The 19,603-nt window shown below is 47.1% G+C and carries 16 protein-coding genes; 15 read left to right on the top strand and 1 reads right to left on the bottom strand.

Going from position 1 to position 19,603, the window contains the following annotated elements:
* Nucleotides 1-78: 78 nt before the first annotated feature.
* The 8 genes from MHI48_RS26135 to MHI48_RS26100 are packed head-to-tail and all read left to right on the top strand — an operon-like array spanning nucleotide 79 to nucleotide 10,144.
* On the top strand, nucleotides 79-1,743 hold the full coding sequence (locus tag MHI48_RS26135) for an adenine deaminase C-terminal domain-containing protein (protein ID WP_179086540.1): 1,665 nt from the start codon (nucleotides 79-81) through the stop codon (nucleotides 1,741-1,743).
* Complete coding sequence (locus MHI48_RS26130; protein ID WP_083677470.1) at nucleotides 1,740-3,245, top strand: AMP-binding protein; 1,506 nt, start codon at nucleotides 1,740-1,742, stop codon at nucleotides 3,243-3,245. The genes MHI48_RS26135 and MHI48_RS26130 overlap by 4 nt, the downstream gene beginning before the upstream one ends.
* Nucleotides 3,242-4,420, top strand: a complete 1,179-nt coding sequence (locus tag MHI48_RS26125) for a thiolase family protein (protein ID WP_405142202.1) — start codon at nucleotides 3,242-3,244, stop codon at nucleotides 4,418-4,420. Before MHI48_RS26130 ends, MHI48_RS26125 begins: the two co-directional genes overlap by 4 nt.
* A 13-nt stretch (nucleotides 4,421-4,433) precedes the next feature.
* A complete protein-coding gene (locus MHI48_RS26120) occupies nucleotides 4,434-5,291 on the top strand; it encodes an SDR family NAD(P)-dependent oxidoreductase (RefSeq protein ID WP_076328884.1) in 858 nt (285 codons plus the stop codon).
* Nucleotides 5,292-5,331: 40 nt separating this feature from the next.
* Complete coding sequence (locus MHI48_RS26115; protein WP_405142201.1) at nucleotides 5,332-6,540, top strand: glycosyltransferase; 1,209 nt, start codon at nucleotides 5,332-5,334, stop codon at nucleotides 6,538-6,540.
* Between the two features lie 18 nt (nucleotides 6,541-6,558).
* The gene (locus MHI48_RS26110) at nucleotides 6,559-7,791 is read left to right on the top strand and encodes a sugar efflux transporter (protein ID WP_036668049.1); all 1,233 of its coding nucleotides are present in this window, start codon (nucleotides 6,559-6,561) and stop codon (nucleotides 7,789-7,791) included.
* The gene (locus MHI48_RS26105; RefSeq protein ID WP_076319657.1) at nucleotides 7,781-8,917 is read left to right on the top strand and encodes a glycosyltransferase family 2 protein; all 1,137 of its coding nucleotides are present in this window, start codon (nucleotides 7,781-7,783) and stop codon (nucleotides 8,915-8,917) included. The genes MHI48_RS26110 and MHI48_RS26105 overlap by 11 nt, the downstream gene beginning before the upstream one ends.
* Before the next feature lie 54 nt (nucleotides 8,918-8,971).
* The gene (locus MHI48_RS26100; protein WP_076328887.1) at nucleotides 8,972-10,144 is read left to right on the top strand and encodes an acyl-CoA dehydrogenase family protein; all 1,173 of its coding nucleotides are present in this window, start codon (nucleotides 8,972-8,974) and stop codon (nucleotides 10,142-10,144) included.
* Here the strand turns inward: MHI48_RS26100 and MHI48_RS26095 are convergent.
* Nucleotides 10,141-10,989, bottom strand: coding sequence for a MaoC family dehydratase (locus MHI48_RS26095; RefSeq protein ID WP_405144737.1), 849 nt, complete (start codon nucleotides 10,987-10,989; stop codon nucleotides 10,141-10,143). The two genes, MHI48_RS26100 and MHI48_RS26095, sit on opposite strands and share 4 nt — an antisense overlap.
* 241 nt (nucleotides 10,990-11,230) lie before the next feature.
* Between MHI48_RS26095 and kduI the strand changes: the two genes are divergently transcribed.
* The 7 genes from kduI (at nucleotide 11,231) to MHI48_RS26060 (ending at nucleotide 19,556) form a co-directional block, all read left to right on the top strand.
* The gene (gene kduI, locus MHI48_RS26090) at nucleotides 11,231-12,070 is read left to right on the top strand and encodes a 5-dehydro-4-deoxy-D-glucuronate isomerase (protein ID WP_076319655.1); all 840 of its coding nucleotides are present in this window, start codon (nucleotides 11,231-11,233) and stop codon (nucleotides 12,068-12,070) included.
* A gap of 87 nt (nucleotides 12,071-12,157) precedes the next feature.
* Complete coding sequence (locus tag MHI48_RS26085) at nucleotides 12,158-12,916, top strand: DeoR/GlpR family DNA-binding transcription regulator (protein ID WP_076328930.1); 759 nt, start codon at nucleotides 12,158-12,160, stop codon at nucleotides 12,914-12,916.
* Between the two features lie 77 nt (nucleotides 12,917-12,993).
* Nucleotides 12,994-13,746 carry a 2-dehydro-3-deoxy-D-gluconate 5-dehydrogenase KduD gene (kduD, locus tag MHI48_RS26080; RefSeq protein WP_036606921.1) on the top strand — a complete coding sequence of 251 codons (753 nt, stop codon included), beginning with the start codon at nucleotides 12,994-12,996 and terminating at the stop codon, nucleotides 13,744-13,746.
* Nucleotides 13,747-13,783: 37 nt separating this feature from the next.
* Nucleotides 13,784-14,629, top strand: a complete 846-nt coding sequence (locus MHI48_RS26075; RefSeq protein ID WP_076328889.1) for a sugar phosphate isomerase/epimerase — start codon at nucleotides 13,784-13,786, stop codon at nucleotides 14,627-14,629.
* Nucleotides 14,630-14,868: 239 nt separating this feature from the next.
* Nucleotides 14,869-16,176, top strand: coding sequence for a homocysteine synthase (locus tag MHI48_RS26070; RefSeq protein ID WP_036606925.1), 1,308 nt, complete (start codon nucleotides 14,869-14,871; stop codon nucleotides 16,174-16,176).
* Between the two features lie 422 nt (nucleotides 16,177-16,598).
* Complete coding sequence (locus MHI48_RS26065) at nucleotides 16,599-18,614, top strand: heavy metal translocating P-type ATPase (RefSeq protein WP_076328891.1); 2,016 nt, start codon at nucleotides 16,599-16,601, stop codon at nucleotides 18,612-18,614.
* 132 nt (nucleotides 18,615-18,746) lie between these two features.
* On the top strand, nucleotides 18,747-19,556 hold the full coding sequence (locus MHI48_RS26060) for an alpha/beta fold hydrolase (protein ID WP_076328892.1): 810 nt from the start codon (nucleotides 18,747-18,749) through the stop codon (nucleotides 19,554-19,556).
* The last annotated feature ends 47 nt before the right edge of the window (nucleotides 19,557-19,603 follow it).

Below are 19,603 nucleotides of genomic sequence, written 5' to 3'. Positions count from 1 at the left end.
GCTATGAGGATTTACCCGACAAATCTACATGAATATCACAGACTTATTTCAGTATCTAAAGGTGATCAGCCTGCGACAATGTGGTTTAGACAGGCATCTTACTTGAACGTATACACAGGGGAAGTTGAACAAGCGAATATCTATCTGTCCGGAAGTCGTATTGCCTACGTTGGAGCCAAGGAACTACCCACTTCAGACCAGACCCAGGTCATTGAATTGGAGAAAGATCATGTTGTTGTTCCAGGATATATTGAACCTCATGCACACCCATGCCAAATGTACAATCCTTATACATGGGGAGAAGCTCTGTTACAGAAGGGTACGGTCTTGTCCATTAATGATAATCTGTCTCTGTTAACGTTTCTAGGAACTGAAGCTTTGTCATTCATTGAGAAGCTGGAGGAGACAAGTCACCATATGTTCCTATGGTGGTGTAACATTGACCGTCCTGATCGAGCTGATCCAATGACTATGGACAAGTGGCTACAACATAACCTTGTGATACAGAGCGGGGAACTGACCGAATGGCCCAAACTGCTGGCGAACGACGAAGTATTGGTAGAGCAACTTTATCTAACGAAGGCTCATCATGGGATGAGGGCGGAAGGACATTTGCCGGGCGTATCTTATGAAAAAATAAGTACTATGGCTGCAGCGGGCATCACAGCTGACCACGAAGCTCTCCATGCCGAAGATGTACTTAGACGATTAAAAGCGGGGCTGTACGCCTCTCTTCGATACTCATCTATTCGTCCTGATTTGCCACACCTCCTTAAAGGGATGAAAGGTGATTCCCGATTCAATATGAACCGAATGATGCTTACCAGCGATGGCCCGTCACCAAACTATGTGAAGAGGACGAGCTGTGCCAGCATGATCAAGATCTGTATGGAGACGGGAATATCTGTAGCGGATGCCTATCGTCTTGCTACCTTAAATCCGGCAGTATATTACGGTCTGGATGAAGACTTAGGCGGGATTGCACCAGGCAGACTGGCTTGTTTGAACGTCTTAACCTCCATAAATGAACCTGATCCACTGCATGTCCTGCAACGAGGTGATTGGGTGGTCCAAAATCAAAGGCGAGTAGTAGAGCCAGATGAAGCAGAGATACACACTTGGTTGCGCTCCACTTTTCGGTCTCGTCGAACGATCGGTAACCTGAGGCTGGACCAGATGGAAACTCGAACCGACATCGGTATTGAATTGGTGAACGATGTCATCACCCAATCGTACCATTTTGATCCCCGAGCGGAATTGGAAACGGATGAGAACTGGATGACATTACTGGATGTTAACGGAAGTTGGGTGATTAACACCCGAATCAAAGGTTTAGCGTGTGGGATCAAGGCATTAGCAAGTACTTACAACGCTTCGAACGATACACTTTTACTTGGGCGATCTCTGTCTGTCATGCGCGAAGCATCTCAGGAGTTGGAAGTTCGCGGGGAAGGAATATTAGTATATTTCGTGGATGGGGAGCAACTGTACATTCCTCTTCCTCTCAGTGGAGCTATGAGCTTGGAGAGCGTGGCATCAATCGGCGCTAGTGTGGATCATTTCAATGAGAAAATGCGTGTCCACGGTTACCGATTTGGTGATCCTCTGTATTCTCTTTTATTTCTGACAGCTTCACATTTGCCGCATATTCGTGTATCGGACAAAGGGTTGTATCTGGTTAAAACAGGTGAGATAGTGCTCCCGGCTACCCCCTTAGTTAATACAGTAAGGAAGGTGAAATGATGTTACTGGCTGATGCGATACGCATGCATGCTTCCCAGAATCCTGAGAAAACTGCCATCTTTGATGATGCCCGGCAGATTTCGTACGCCGAGCTATACCATGGAATAAAGCTGGCAGCAAATACAATTCTGGCTACTGAGGAAGATTTCGAAGCCGATGAACTTCCTCTTGTCGGCCTGCTGATGAACAATAGTGCCGTGATGATCGAATACTTTCTTGCAGCCACCAAAATTGGAATGTGTGCTGCTGTATTTGATCCCAAGTGGAGCGATGCAAATCTGACGGAGGTTATTAATGAATGTGAACCTCGTGTGCTTGTCATAGATGTGGAGTTCAAAGCCAGAATACCTCATATTCCATCGTCAACAAGGGTGATTACTGTGGATACAGGTGAACCTCGTTCTCTCAGAAGGGAAGAAGCCGAACCACAGCGATCCTCAACTGAAGATAGCCTGTTCTACATGGGATATACCTCCGGGACGACCGGACGACCGAAAGGCTATCTCCGTTCTCAGCGTTCATGGATCGAGAGCTTTGCATATGCGCGTGAAACATTCGTGCATGATGCAGGAGACCATGTATTGGCGCCGGGTTCTTTGGTCTATTCACTTACGTTATATGCGTGCATTCAAACGTTGTATATTGGCGGGACATTCCATCTAACAAGCAAATTCCGAGCGGAATACGTATTGGAGACGTTAGCAACACATGCGGTTACACATCTTTATCTTGTACCTACGATGTTTGAAGCACTCTACAAAGCGTTCATGGCTTCTGATTCAGTTATTGCGCTGCCATCTGTCAGATCTCTCATTACGTCAGGTGATAAATGGTCACCAGAATCAAAACGGAAGGTGAAAGAGGTATTTGAAAATGCAGGTTTGTATGAATTTTATGGTGCCTCCGAGCTAAGCTTTGTCACAGTACTTGATCCGGAAGGAAATCGGTATAAGCCTGATTCAATCGGTAAACCGTTTGCCGGTGTGCAGGTATCCATTCGTGAAGCGGATAGTACGGAAGTAACCGAAGGCGCAGTAGGACAATTGTTTGTAAAGAGCCCGATGATCTTTACCGGATATTATGGTTCCGAGGAAGAAACCAGCCAAGTTGTACATGGTGAATGGGCAACTGTGGGAGACCTTGCAACACGAGATTCCGAAGGTTATTTATATCTGGTTGGTCGAAAGAAAAACATGATTATTAGCGGAGGGCTTAATATATATCCGGAGGAAATCGAGAAGCTGTTGTTAACATTGGAAGGCATTGAGGAGGTCATCGTTGTAGGTGTACCCGATGTATACTGGGGCCAAAAGGTGAGCGCACTTATCAAGCTCAGAATGGGTAGCGAGGTTAGTGATGATGAGATTGTATCATTGTGCCGTCGTGAGCTTGCTACCTACAAGTGTCCAAAGGAAATTATGCGGGTGGATGCCTTCCCCTATACAACGAGTGGAAAGATTTCGCGAACAAAACTGAACGAGTTACTGAAAATAAAGATATGAACAATATGTTGATTCCTGTTATTCTTTCCGCGAAGCGAACTGCAATCGGTAAATACGGGGGGATGTTTAAGGAGACACCGCCGGAGATACTGGCTGCAGAAGTCATTCAGGCCATTTTAAGCGAAATTCCCATCCCTCCCGGTGACATTGATGATGTTCTATTGGGGAATGCAGTAGGTGGGGGAGGTAACATCGCCAGGTTATCCGCGTTACAAGCCAAACTCCCAGTAGAGGTCCCTGGCGTGACGATTGATCGTCAATGCGGATCTGGTCTTGAAGCCATTCATTTAGCAGCGAGGCTGATTCAATCAGGTGCCGGGGAAGTGTATCTGGCTGGTGGTGTCGAAAGCACAAGTCGTGCACCCTGGAGATTGGAGAAACCCTTGTCTCTGTACGGGAGTGTAGTACCTCAAGTAATCACTCGCACACGATTCTCTCCGGAATGGATCGGAGATCCGGATATGGGGAAGGCGGCTAACAACGTTGCTAAGAAGTACGGTGTGACTCGAATGGACCAGGACGAATATGCGCTTTCCAGTCATAGGAAAGCGATTGCTTCAATACAAAGCGGGCGTTTCGACAACGAAATCGTTCCATTGTCTATCCCGGAGGGTAAGCAACTTAGAATCATTCATACAGACGAATGTCCTCGGGCGAATACAACACTTACGAAGCTTGCAGCATTGCCATCTGTTTTCGAACAGGATGGTACAGTGACGGCTGGTAATGCATGTCCATTGAATGATGGAGCCGCTATCGTTTTAATCATGTCAATGGGAAAAGCATTATCGTTAGGACTTACACCACTAATGAAATTTATCGACAGTGTGGCAGTGGGCGTTGACCCGAACTACTTGGGTATCGGTCCGGTTCCTGCCGTTACCAAGTTGCTCAGCCGAAATCGCTTGGCAATGGAAGACATTGATCTTGTGGAATTCAATGAAGCGTTCGCTTCACAAGTTCTGGCCTCTTTAAGAGAACTGCATATTCCAACTCACATTGTTAATGTGGGGGGCGGGGCACTGGCGCTTGGACACCCGTTCGGTGCATCGGGAGCCATCCTGGTTACACGCCTATTCAACGAGATGAGGCACATAAATGGGGCTCGGGGAATCACAACACTGGGTATTGGTGGCGGGATCGGGCTTGCATCATTGTGGGAGAAGTGCGAATAGGAGGAAACAGCCTTTGTTGTTAGAGGGACAGGTAGCAGTCATTACGGGTTCCAGCCGCGGAATTGGGCGTGCAACCGCAATACGTATGGCACAAGAAGGAGCCAAGATAGTTGTCAACGGTGTACAAGAAGGTGGGGTATGGGACGTTGTTCAGTTGATTCGGAATCAGGGAGGGACCGCTATTGGGGTCGTTGAATCCGTCGCAAGCATGGCCGGTGGTGAACGCATCATATCGGAGGGTCTTCGCGAATTCGGCAAAGTTGATATCCTGGTGAACAACGCCGGAGTTGTTCACGATAAGATGGCCCATAAAATGAGTGAAACCGAGTGGGATCTTGTATTGAATTCGCATCTTAAGGGAGCCTTTGCTTGTATCCGGTCCGCTCTGCCGGGCATGAGGGAACGAAGGGAAGGCAGCATTATTAATATGATCTCCGTGGCGGGCTTGACCGGAATGATCGGACAATTAAATTATAGTGCTGCCAAAGCAGGATTGATAGGCATGACGTGGACACTTTCGCTGGAACTTGAATCTTATGGTATTAATGTGAATGCAGTTACTCCCGCAGCGCGTACTGACATGACAATGCCCTATATCGAACGGGCGAAGCAGAACGCTGAAATGAAAGGTGAGTCGTTTCCCGAGTACTGGAAAGTAGGTTCAACGGAAGATGTGGCCGAATTGATGCTTTCCTTATGTCTGCCGCGTTGCCGTAAGGTTACCGGTCAGATCTTCTCTGTTAATGGTGGAAAGATCGGTGTGTGGTCCCCTCCAGAGCACCGTATAGTTGCCACCCAATCCAGTAGGGAGAACGGTTGGGAAGCAGGCGAACTCTTTGAGCAAGTGTTGTCAGCCTACGTGAAAGTGTAGAACTATTTCCGAAATATACGAATTGATGGAGGAAATTTTGTTGAAGAAAAAACGCATTTTTATTGGGATGATGGCCGGGATGGGGAGAGTGAATCGTTGTCTTCCCATAGCACTAAAGTTACGAGAGATGGGACATGAGGTGGCGTTCACAATCTGGGGAAATGCCGGGGTCGCGATGGAACAGATGGGTTTTACCTATATTCCGATTCCAGTTATTCCTGCTCCCAAGGGACAGGTTTTCCACCCAAACTTCAAGGATATGAATCACTTTTTGTCCATGATGGGGTACTCGGACCCTGTTTACATGCGAAATGAGCTTGAAGCTCGTCTGCGGGTAACCATCGGTTTTAAACCGGACCTTGTTATTTCCGATTCGAGTGTCCCCGCAGCGTTCATTGCCTGTAAGCTGGACATTCCTCTCGTTTCTATAAATCAGTCCAGCACACTTCCAGGTGGTCTTCCTTTTACAACGAATTATGGATTATATGGAGACATACCAGATGTCACGAATGTGTTGAACGGAGCGTTGGTTGAGTATGGTCTGCCTGAAACGGACAACCTTCTCACATTTCTGGCGGGTAATCTTGCCCTTCTTCCGAGCATACCGGATTTTGATCCGGTACAGATCGGGAAGCTGCCCGTTCCAATTGAATATATCGGTCCCGTGGTATGGAGAGATACAAATGAGACAGGAATGCCTGCGAACTGGTTGAAGAAATCAGACAACGACAGGAGGCCACGTGTATTTGTGTACACAAGTCGTCTCGTGGAATGGGGGGTGGAGAGTGGTGGTCATATTTTCAGGGAAGCCGTTAGAGCACTCGGTAACACTTCGACGGAGCTTTTGATTGCTACTGGTTTTAATCCATTGGAAGGGGACAGCGTGGAAGTTCCCCCTAATGTACACTTCACCTCATATGTATCGGGAGTTATGGCAGCCGAGCATAGCGATGTCATGATTCACCATGGCGGACATGGAAGTTGCATGACGACGATCTTAACAGGCACGCCGTCGTTGGTCATTCCGACCTGGGCAGAACGTGAGTTTAACGCCAAGCAGTTACAGGACGTTGGCGGTGGCAGAGTAATGTCCCCAGATGAGGTTACGGGATCCGCTCTAGCTGAGACTGTTAACGCGATGATGACTAATGGAGACATGGATAAGGCTATGTCGCTGAAGGAAAACGTCTGTACTTCGCAGTACGGAGGAGCCGAGCGTGCAGCTGAACTCATTCGTCGGTTGTTGTAAAGAGGGGGCAAGGTTCTATTGAAAAGTCTTTTGGTTGTCCTGAGAAGCCCGGCCTTACTTTTATTATCCGTATGCATTTTTTTTATTGGTTTGGGATACGGATTAACGCTACCATTCATGCCATTATTCGGAGTAGAACGGGCTGGAATGAGCCCCTTATCATTAGGGATCTTTATGGCGTGTGGATCGTTAAGCGGCATTATCATTAGTACGCTGTTTAGTCGATTGTCCGATAAAAAGCCTGTGCGCAAGTGGATCATTGTTGGATCATGTGTATCTGCTTCTGTAGGCTATGTATTCTATGCAAATACGGACAGTTACATTGTGTTAATGCTGGTTTCCTGTACTTTCATGGCCTTGTCATTCTCGGCCTTTCCGCAATTATTTGCTCTTGCGAGAGAAGTAGTCGAGAGGGAGGCGAGTGAAGATGTCACCGTTGTTATGGCTGTATTGCGAGCTCTGGTGTCTCTGGCCTGGATTCTTGGTCCTGTAATGGCGTCTTTTATAATCTACCAGTTCTCGTACACAGGCCTGTTTCTGGTTGTTTCGTTGATGTACATGCTCGTTGCCGTATTTGTACTGATGATTCGAGCAGACGAGAGTCGGGAACCGGGGGGCGGAACGGAATTATCATCTGACTCAGTACGTAGCTTCAAGCGCCTGCTGATGGCACCGCAGATTGTATTTTCATTACTTGCTTTCATGGCATTTGAGTTGGCTAATACGATGGGGGGCATTGTAACTCCCTTATATGTTACGCAAGAGTTGCAAGGCGGGAAGTTGGACGTTGGCATGATCTCGGGAGTTAACGCAGCCTTGCAGGTTCCCACCATGATCATTTTGGGAATACTGGCCAAAAGGTTTGGTAGTATCACAGTTATGAAATGCGCGGGATTGTTTGGAGTCGCCTATTTTTCACTATTTTGGTTTACCCAATCGGGATGGCAGATCATTGCTATCCAGATATTCAGTGCCATTTTTATCGCGATTGTACTTGGAGTTGGAATGACTTTTTTTCAGGATTTGGTTCCTAAAATGACAGGTACGGCCACAACGTTGTACAACAATGCAAACATCATTGGTTCCATGGGTGGTGGATTACTAGCCGGAGCAGTCGGAAATTATTTTGGTTTTAAAATAGTGATTGCCTGTTCGGCAGCACTTGCCTTCCTGGGATTTGTACTATTATTGGTGCCAAACGCAAATAAAAAGGTAGTCCGGCATGTGGGAGGAGATACGTATGAAAGCTAGTGTAATTATTCTATCGCATAATCAGAAAGAAGTGATTCAGGCCTGTTTGTCTTCCTTATCGAGACAGCGTTTGTGTGAAGGCGATCAATACGAAGTTGTAGTTATCGATAACGGGTCTATAGACGGCACGGGCGAGATGATCGGCAGGCTTACGTATGATTTTCCTATACGATATAATTACATTCCTTCTACGGAGCAATCAAGTCGGGCAGCGGCACGAAACAAGGGGATTACTATCTCGAATGGAGATGTGATCGTGTTCCTTGACGGAGATCAACTCGCCGGACCGGACTTTATCTATGAGCATTTGAGAGTGCACAAGCTAGCCGAGGGGAAACTTGTCATAGGGTTTCGAAGATATTTGGGTGAAGAGAGCATCGATATAACGTCGTTAAATCCGGGATGGGTGCATGCTGCTATTACATCATCAGAAGCAGATGAACGATTTCAGCTCATGGAACGTTTTTCGGAAAATGGAAGCGTATTCCGTACAGCGTGGCATCTGTCTTTCAGCTGCAATTTCTCGGTAAACAGAGAAGTACTGATCCGATCGGGTATGTTTGACGAAGGGTTCAAGGGATGGGGGTTGGAAGACAGTGAGCTTGGCTATCGTCTGCAACAGGCTGGAGGAACGTTCGTATTGAACAAAAAAGCGTTAACCTTCCATATCTTTCACCCTTCCGAGTTTGATGAGAATCGTTATGATGGTTGGAAAACGAATCTGGATTATTTCCTCGAATGTCATCCGATGTTTGAAGTACAGGCGCAAAGCATCTTAAAGGAATTTTTTGACCCAGAGATTAGAAAATCATGGTGGGATTGTTATATTCGCTTTGAGAAGGTTGTAAGAGCACATCAGGGTTACGAGGGGGATCGATTACCTGTCAGCATCATTGTTGTCTATGCCGAGGGCCCAGAACTGATCCAGACCATTTCGGCAGAAGCTGCCCATAGAGAAGTGTTGGTTATAGATAAGACACCATCATCGGACCTGGATATCTTGTGCCAATGTATTAACGAGAAATTTGATGTTTTGTATTACAAGCATCCTTCGGAAGATCAGTTAATTGACTTGTACCATCAGTATGCAGTCAGGGGAATTGTGAAACATGAAATTTTCAAGTGATCATGGATCAGCTGTTCTGGCCCCAAATGATGACATTTTATACGGGAGGTTGACATGAATTTTGAATTGACAGAGCAACAGAAGCAGATTCAATCCGCCGCACGCCATTTTGTGGATGAGCTACTGATTCCGTTGGAACCTGAATTATTGCGTAACGAGCGTGAGGGAAGACCCGGGATCGAACTTAGACAGATTAGAGAGCTTCAACAAAAGGCGAAAACACAGGGCCTATGGGGTATTGAGACACCAGAAGAGTATGGGGGAGCAAATCTTGGGACGGTCACTAGTGCACTCCTGAAAATGGAGCTAGGACGCACATGTATTCCGTTTGTCTTCGGGGGGGAAGCGGACAATATTCTGTACCTTTGCAACAGCAAGACACAACAGAACAAGTATTTGCTTCCCGTTATTGCGGGCGAGAGACAGTCCTGTTTTGCAATAACGGAGCGTTCGGCAGGTTCCGATGCAAGTCGAATTCAGATGAGTGCTGAGCGTGTAGCGGATGGTTGGGTACTCAATGGAGAGAAAGTATTTATCACAAACGGAAACGAGGCGGATTTTGCAATTGTTTTTGCAGTGACTGATGTCCAGGCAGAGCCGGGCAAAGGGATCACTTGCTTTCTGGTGGACCGGGACATGGGGTGGACGTCAGAGCCGATTCCTACGATGGGTGGGGATAAAAGTCCTTCTGTACTTACGTTTAACCAAGTGTTCGTGCCAAACGGAAATGTGCTCGGTGAAGAGGGGCAGGGGTTAACAACAGCGATGCAGTGGATCAGTCGAGGGCGTTGGGTGATTCCGGCTATTGCTGTGGGTGCATCTGGCAGGCTGATCCATATGGCCATTGATTACGTTAAAGAAAGGTCGACATTTGGAGAGCAGTTGGCAAGTCGGCAGAGCATCCAATGGATGATTGCCGACTCTGCGGTTGAGCTGGAGGCTCTGAAATGGCTGGTATTATATACTGCTTGGAGGGTGGATCAGGGGCTGGATGCAAGACATCATGCAACGATGTCCAAGTTGTACGGTGCAGGTAGAGCAAACGATATTGTGGATCGGGTCCTTCAGATTTTTGGTGGAATCGGATATTCGAAGGACTTGCCGATCGAGCGTTGGTATCGGGAAATGCGAGTATGGAGAATCTTCGAGGGCACAGACGAGATTCAACGCATGATTATTTCCCGTAATCTGCTTAAGGGTCATGTCCGAATTGGAGAGTGGGATTAACGGGCCGTGTAACGAACGGATCCTTCATAGGCTAGCAAGTTAGAAGGAACACCCGCTCGATGTTCAATATAGACTGTGATACTGCATGCCAGATGGGAGAGGTTATCCGTGTTGATGACACTCACGAGGACACGGACGACGTCCCCTTCCATCACGGGTGAGCGAAATCGGTATTTTATATCGCATAGAATCCAGTTATCCAACCCCAGCATTTGTAGTCGGTTTCCAATCATGCCACCGATAAGCATACCTTGTGCAATTCGGCGAGGTGCACCTGCTTCATGTGCTTTGAGAACATCCAGATGAATTGGGTTGTTATCGCTCGATGCGGCTGCATAGGCGATGAGCATAGAACTGGTTATGGTTCCAAGACAAGCGTCGAACAGGAGTTCACCAGATGAGAGACGGTGTTTCCCATCCCATTGATAATAAATCTCCGAGGGATATTGCGGATACACAGGCTCGAGTTCGGAGTACGAAGGCTGCAACGCTGGAGAGTCTAGAAGTATTAATGTGGTGTTAGCAACGAGTACGGGTTGTTTCATGACGTTCGTAACCTTCATTGTACAATCAAGGAGCTGAATCTTCCCCAAAGATCCAGTTGTTTCGCGTACGTTTGCAAGTTCAATCCTGTAAAATAAAGCTGCATCATACTTCAATTTACGTTCGTATGTAAACGATTGTTGGCCATGGATCATAATTTTCCTAGGAAGCTCCATCCAGGGTAAGTGTGTCTGTTGCCACCATATCATCGGAAAGGTGAGAGGAATGGATCTTGCGTCGGGACGAAATTCTTCTGGAAAGCCTTGTGTGAACTGGACAATCTGATCTGTGGTAATAACCATTTTCTTGGGAGGAGTAGGTACTCCGATCCACGATTGGTAATCCATAACTTGCATCTCTCCTTTGACTGACCATGTCTTGTATTATATCGAAGGCAGTTAGAATCATAAATGTTTTATCACATAAATTACTTTTTCGAAAATAAAGGTACACAAAAGATACATAATGAACTAAAATGAACTTATATGAACATTATCAAACTCAATCCCAACTAATTTAAATGACGAAAGGAATGGATTAATAATGGAAAATCGTTATGCTGCACATCCCAATGAAGTGAAAACGTATGATACATCTCGCCTGCGTGAGGAATTTTTGATGGAGCAACTGTTTGCAACTGATGAATTGGTAACGGTGTATTCTCATGTGGATCGTTATATTGTGGGAACGGCTGTACCTGAGAGCAAGGACATTACCCTTGAAGTAAACCTGAAAGATATCGGAACGAACTTTTTCCTAGAGCGTCGTGAAATCGGTATCATTAATGTCGGTGGTCACGGAACAGTGACAGCGGACGGACAAGGTTATGAGATTGGAGCGAAGGAATGTCTCTACATCGGTAGAGGTGTGAAGGAAGTTGTGTTCACAAGCAGTGACAAGGCTCAACCTGCCCAATTCTATTTTGTATCCACACCGGCTCATCACACCTATCCAACAGTAAAAGCAACACAAGAACAAGCTCAGCCAAATCATCTGGGCAGCATCGAAACTTCCAATGAGCGTACGATCTATCGTTACATTCACCAAGGAGAAGGCGGAATTCAGAGTTGTCAGTTGGTGATGGGCATTACCGAACTCAACAAGGGTAACATGTGGAACACGATGCCTGCACATACCCATAACCGCCGTTCCGAAGTATACTTGTACTGGAACTTGTCTGAGGACGGTGTTGTATTCCATATGATGGGTGAGCCAAACGAAACACGCCATCTGGTTGTACGTGATCGCCAGGCGATCATTTCCCCAAGCTGGTCCATTCACAGTGGTGTGGGTACAAGCAATTACACCTTCTGTTGGGCGATGGCTGGTGAGAACCAGACGTTCGAAGATATGGACGGCGTAGCGATGAAAGACCTGAAATAATAAATTACAGATGTCTGAGTTAAATGGACAGGGTAGACACTAGAACACTCATTCATTTGACTCAGGTGGTATAGGAAGTTGATTATGATGAATCCATTGAAAAGACATGAAAAAATTATGGAGGCTCTGCTGGAACGCCAGGAAGTAACCGTCAGTGATCTGAGTGAGTTGTTGCAGGTGACGGGGAAGACTGTGCGAGAGGATCTCGACAAGTTGGAGAGTATGGGGTTACTCGTACGTGTCCATGGTGGTGCTATGCTGGCTCAGAATGACCAGTACGGCATCTTGAATAGCCGCGGAGTTACCGAGAAGCATCATACGGAGAAGACGGAGATTGCTGAACGTGCCCTTGCTTACATTCGACCTGGAGATATCGTTGCCCTCGATGGTGGCAGCACTACGCTAGAGATGGCCAAACGTCTCGATAATCAACCGCTGACGGTGGTGACTAATGATCTATTCATCATTGCGGAGTTGACCAAAAAGGAGCAAGTGCGACTGGTTGTGCCTGGCGGGGCGCGTGTACGGAATATGTTGGTTGGGGATGATACGGCTGCGTTTATATCCAGTCTTAACATTCATAAAGCCTTTATATCCACGACAGCCCTTCATCCGGAATTTGGATTATCCATATACACGGGAGATCTGGTTCCTTTGAAAAAAGCAATGATATCTGCCTCGCAGCAAGTATACGGCGTTGTGGATCATTATAAATTCGGACAATTTGCACTGCGAACTTTCGCCCAGTGTTCGCAACTGGACTATATTATCAGCGATAGTCGTTTGGATGAAGAGACGGCTGCCTTATACGAGCAGAGCGGTGTCACAGTGGATTATCAAAGTTAACCTCATTCATTATTCATGGGATTAAAGAACGGACGGATCTAAGGATTGCATATCAAAACCATGCGGAGGAATCATTCATGAACCCATTTGATTTAAGCGGACAAGTTGCACTGGTGACAGGTACCTCGGGAGGACTTGGACAAGGGATGGCCATTGGTTTGGCAGAAGCAGGTGCTGATGTGGTGCTGGTCTCTTATTCCAAGCCTGCGGCAACGGCAAGTGCCATTGAAGCACTCGGACGCAAAGCTTATGTGATTGAAGCGGATTTAAGTCGTGAAGATGAGTTGTCGGCTGTGTTCGAACAGGCGCTTGCGTTCCAGGGCAGAATTGACATTCTCGTCAACAATGCCGGAATCATTCGTCGCACACCTGCGGCTGATCATGCAGTTCAGGACTGGCATGATGTAATTGGTCTGAACCTGAACACTGTATTTTTCCTAAGCCAATTGGCAGGCAGACATATGATTGAACGCGGAAGTGGCAAAATCATTAATATTGCATCCATGTTGTCCTATCAAGGTGGGATCAACGTGCCAGGGTATACAGCCAGTAAACATGGCGTTGCCGGTTTAACCAAAGCACTCGCCAATGAATGGGCAGGTAAAGGAATCCAGATTAACGGTATCGCACCTGGTTATATGGAAACCGATAATACTACCCAGATCCGTGCGGACGAGAATCGTTACCGGGATATTACAGCCCGTATTCCTGCTGGGCGTTGGGGAACACCTGAAGATCTGAAAGGCCCGGTTGTCTTTCTGGCATCTGCCGCTTCGGATTATCTGAATGGTCATGTGCTGAATGTCGATGGCGGCTGGATGGCACGTTAATCACTTGATAATCGGATTAGCATAAGGAGGCAGTGAGATGAAACTTGGTATTCTGGCGCATACATTTGGCAAACAGCCTACAGCACAGCTTGCGCAGACGATTGCGGATAACGGATTTAATTCCGTACAGCTGGCGCTGGCCAAAGCATTATCCGATGTGGACTCATCGAATGGCAAGTTGAGCCCAGGGCTAGCGAATGAAATCGGAGATCAATTTGCACAGCGCGGGGTGAAGATTGCGGTACTGGGCTGTTATATTAATCCGATTGACCCTGATCCGGTAAGACGACGTGCGGACATTGATCGATTCAAGGAGCATCTGCGTTATGCGCGGGATTTTGGCTGCAGTATGGTTGCAACGGAAACCGGAGAACGGACCACCTATCAGGGTACGCACCCGGATGGATATGAAGAGAAGGCGTGGAGTGTGCTGAAAGAAACGGTTGAGGAGTTGGCTGAGGAAGCGGAGAAGTGGGGCGTGCATGCGGCGATTGAGCCTGTGTCCACCCATACTCTTCATACCCATGAACATATGACACGTTTGTTTGAAGAGATTCCTTCATCCAATCTGGGGATGCTGTTCGACCCGTGTAATCTGATCAAGCAACCACATGCTGCAGATCAAGGGGCTTTCTTGCGCGAGGTGATGGAATCGCTGTATCAGCGCATGATTGTGATCCATGCCAAGGACGTAGCCTTCGATGCACAGGGAGAGAAATTCAATCCGGTACCTGGGGCAGGTATACTGGACTACCCGTTATTTTTTGAATTGCTAAAAACGTATAAGCCACATATCGATATTTCACTTGAAGGCGTAACTGCGGAGGAAGCTGTACCTGCGGCCAAACATTTGCGTGAAGTATGGAGTGCAGTTCGGGTCTAACCAAACCCAGGATGAGGTATTGCATACCGAAGCCAACGTAGCTGAAAAACCTTTGCGAGTGCAAAGGTTTTTTTTGGTACAGAAATCGATAATGTACATATTTAATATTTCTTATCGGAACAATCGGAAATAAGTCTTTTCAAATGCGACATCTTGTGAGAGAATATGGAAAACATACGCCACCATGCGAAGACATCAGGAACTTAAAGAACGTATACATTGAGGGAGGATTCAGATTTATGTCAAACGAACGTGAGCTTTCATTTGAAACATTGGCAATTCATGCAGGCCAGGAGATTGATCCAACCACCAACGCACGAGCTGTGCCCTTGTATCAGACAACATCCTATGGATTCAAGGACACCGAGCATGCAGCTAACTTGTTTGGTTTGAAAGAGTTTGGCAACATTTATACCCGTCTGATGAATCCAACAACCGACGTGTTTGAGCAACGGATTGCGGCGTTGGAAGGCGGAGCTGGAGCGCTGGCTACAGCTTCTGGTCAGGCAGCCATTACGTTTTCACTTCTGAATATTGCTGGTGCAGGTGATGAGATCGTATCTTCGGCGAGTTTGTATGGAGGTACATACAATCTGTTCTCGACGACTTTGCCGAAACTGGGTCTGGACGTAAAATTTGTGGATTCCAGTGATCCTGAGAATTTCCGGGCAGCGATTACGGAGAAAACGAAAGCATTGTATGCCGAAACGATCGGTAATCCAAAGGGGAATGTACTGGATATTGAAGCGGTGGCAGCCATCGCTCATGAACATGGAATTCCTTTGATCGTGGATAACACATTCCCAAGTCCGTATCTGCTTCGTCCAATCGAACATGGCGCAGATATTGTCGTTCACTCTGCAACGAAATTTATTGGGGGTCATGGTACATCCATTGGTGGCGTTATCGTGGATAGCGGGAAATTTGACTGGAAAGCAAGTGGCAAGTTCCCTGGATTGACGGAGCCGGACTCCAGTTATAACGGTGTTGTATATACGGAAGCGGTTGGACCGATTGCTTATATTATCAAAGCTCGCGTACAACTTCTGCGTGACCTGGGTGCAACGATCTCTCCATTCAACTCCTGGTTGTTGCTGCAAGGACTCGAGACATTACATCTGCGCGTAGAGCGTCATAGTAGCAACGCCCTTGCGGTTGCAGAATTCCTTGAGAAACATGAGGATGTGTCTTGGGTAAGTTATGCAGGTCTACCGAGCCACGGTTCTTATGAGCTTGCACAGAAGTATCTGCCAAGAGGGCAGGGTGCGATTCTGACCTTTGGCATCAAAGGTGGTGCGGATGCAGGCCGCAAATTGATTGAAAGTGTCAAACTGTTCTCTCACCTTGCAAACGTGGGCGATTCCAAGTCACTGATTATTCACCCGGCAAGTACAACTCACGCGCAGTTGACCGAAGATGAACAAACTGCAGCAGGGGTTAATCCGGAGTTGATTCGTCTGTCTGTGGGTACTGAGAACATTCAAGACATTATCTATGATCTGGAGCAAGCCATCAAAGCAAGTCAGGGAGCAAGTGTAGGCGCATAAATAGTATTTGGTGAATGTGTGAACAATCACTTAAGTGGTATGCCATAAACAGGTCATATTGAATATTAAAATGATGGTTAAAGCCGTTGTCCTCCGGGACAGCGGCTTTTATCTTTTTGAACACGCATTTATGACTATCCATCTGAAAAAGCCCATTTACAAATGTGGATCACAGGCATATACTGATTAAAAGTTGTATTGAGTAAACACAATTGCATAAGCGCAAAAATGATTATCATTCTCATTCGAGATTATTTCAAAATCATTCTCAAAACCATGCTGCTGCGGGATTCCCGCAGCAGCATGTGTCATTTTTAGGGCATTAACAATGGCTCTCATTCTCAATACAACTTCATTTTTGGGAGCGGAATTTAGCAGACTCTTCATCCGCAAACCTACCATTCGAAAGGAACGTGATTTATATGCAAGCGATACATCAACCACTACACAGACAGAAACAAGCGGGACAGCGCTCATCCCAAACACCCGGCTCCAATGGGAGCAAGAAGCCTGATTTCCGAGCCATGTTGCAGAATAAAGAGATGCAATCTGCATTGGGCAGCGGGCTGTTGATGCTGATTGCCTGGGGAACTGCACCTTATTTTGGTACCTTATCCATCATGCTCTACATTGTGGCGTATGCCGTTGGCGGTTGGACCAAAGCGAAGGAAGGCATCGAGACACTGGTCAAGGAACGTGATCTGGATGTAAACCTGCTGATGATTGCAGCATCCCTCGGGGCAGCAGCCATCGGTTACTGGAATGAAGGTGCGATGCTGATCTTTATTTTTGCACTCAGTGGTGCGTTGGAAAGTTATGCGACAGAGCGCAGTCATAAGGATATCTCATCTTTACTGGCGCTGAAGCCAGAGACTGCACTGCGTATTGAGGATGGACAGATGAACCTCGTGGCTATTGATGATCTGCAACCTGGTGATCTGCTATTGGTCAAACCGGGAGAACTCATCCCAGCAGATGGTGTCGTGTACCGTGGGAGTTCTTTTATCAATCAGTCGTCCATCACCGGAGAATCCCTGCCTGTGGACAAAGTTGCGGGGGATGAAGTCTATGCAGGTACGGTAAACGGGGAGGGTGCTTTATACGTAGAGGTTACAAAATCGGCTGAAGGGTCACTGTTTGGCAAAATCATTAAAATGGTGGAAGAAGCGCAGGCAGAAGTGCCGGATTCCCAGCGTTTCATGGAGCGGTTTGAAGGAATTTACGCACGTATTGTTGTAATGGTGACCTTACTTGTCATTGCAGGAACTCCACTACTGTTTGGCTGGACATGGAATGAGGCATTTTATAAAGCCATGGTGTTTCTGGTTGTTGCTTCACCTTGTGCATTGGTGTCTGCCATCATGCCTGTCATGTTGTCCGCGATGTCCAGCAGTGCGCGCCGTGGCATTCTCTTCAAGGGTGGTGCCCATATGGAGAATATGGCTCGCACGCGGGTCGTGGCTTTTGACAAAACAGGTACATTGACCATGGGCACCCCGCAAGTCACCGATATTATTACGGCTGAACATGTAGATCGTACCCAGCTGTTAGCTGCGGTAGCGGCGATTGAGAACCTCTCCATGCACCCCTTGGCTCGTGCCATCGTAGATCAGGCGAACAAGGAAAACATTACACTTCAGGAAGCAGAGCACGTACAGGCTCTAACAGGCTGGGGCATCGAAGGAACGGTAAACGATGTGGTCTGGAGCATTGGCAAAACAAATGTAATGGAATCGTTGCAGTTAGAGAAGATAAAGGACGCTAACGTTGATGATTCAGATGAACATGATGTTAACCCTGTGAAAGTATCTTCTGAGTGGGGTGATGTATGCTCTCGTCTTGAAGGGGAGGGAAAAACCGTATCCGCTGTTATGGCTGATGGTGAATTAGTCGGGCTGATCGCGATGCGGGACACGGTACGGCCACAGGCAGCAGCTGCAGTGAAAAAGCTTGAAGCGATGGGTGTAAAAGTTGCCATGTTAACAGGAGATCGAGCCAGATCAGCTTCTGTAATTGCGCGTGAAACTGGAGTAAGCATGGTCTATGCAGACTTGCTGCCTGGAGATAAGGTGAAGCAGGTACAAGCACTCCGCAAACAGTATGGTCCTGTGCTGATGGTAGGGGATGGTGTCAATGATGCACCGGCACTTGCAGCAGCTACTGTGGGTATGGGGATGGGATTGTCCGGCAGCGGGACTGCACTGGAGGTCGCTGATGCGGTACTTATGAACGATAACATTGAAGAGATCGCTTGGGTGATTGGGCAGGCTCGTCGAGCACAGCGCACGGTGAAGCAGAATATGTTTTTTGCCATCACCGTTATTCTGGCTTTAATTGTTGGTAACTTCCTCCAAGACGTTGCATTGCCTCTGGGTGTGGTAGGTCATGAAGGCAGTACAATTCTGGTTATTCTAAATGGGCTTAGACTGCTACGGTAATAAGATTTGAAGAGGAAAATGAGTAATTGGTTTCGCTGGTAGTATGCGGCTGGTGGAACAGCTTACGTTTGAACCTTGGGTCAGCGGGTAATGATTCGAAGAGACGATTCGATAATAAGGGAGCTGTGAAATATGGGACGTTATGTACAAGTGGAACCAAATGTAAAAGTATATGTTGAAGATATTGGCGAAGGAACCCCGGTTGTCTTTTTGCACGGCTGGCCTGTTAATTATAAAATGTTTGAATACCAATTGAACGTACTGCCGAACCATGGCATTCGTGCCATCGCGATAGATTTTAGAGGATATGGCTTATCGGATAAGCCTTCCACAGGATATGATTATGATCGCATGGCAGACGATGTTCGTGCCGTTATTGATGATTTGGAGCTGAAAGACGCGGTACTCGCAGGATTCTCTATGGGTGGAGCGATCGCAGTACATTACATGGCTCGCCATAAGGGACATGGCGTCTCCAAGCTGGCCTTGTTATCTGCGGCAGCACCTGTGTTCACACAGCGTGAAGGTTATCCGTATGGATTGACTCCAGAGCAGCTGAACGAGCAGATCATTGAGCCGATCTTTGCAGATCGTCCGAAGTTGCTGGAGACGTTTGGCGGCATGTTCTTCGCGAAGAAACACAGCCAGCCATTCATGGATTGGTTCCACGCCCTCGGCATGGAAGCTTCATCTTATGGTACCATTTGCAGTGCAATTGCGTTGCGGGATGAGGACTTGCGAGGTGACCTGAGTTCCATTCAAGTGCCAACAGCCATTTTGCACGGGAAAAAAGATGAGATCTGTCCGTTTGAGTTCGCCGAGCAGATGCACCAAGGCATCGCTTCGTCTCAGCTGATTGCTTTTGAAGAGAGTGGTCATGGTGCATTCTATGATGAATTGGAAAAATTCAATTCGGAATTGATTCGTTTCATCCAATCCTGATCAGGAGAGGGCATAATACCTCTGACAGACGATCCCAGTAATTTCAT

Source organism: Paenibacillus sp. FSL H7-0942, assembly GCF_045040715.1.
GTDB lineage: Bacteria > Bacillota > Bacilli > Paenibacillales > Paenibacillaceae > Paenibacillus > Paenibacillus amylolyticus.
This window is presented reverse-complemented; position numbering and strand designations above follow the sequence as displayed.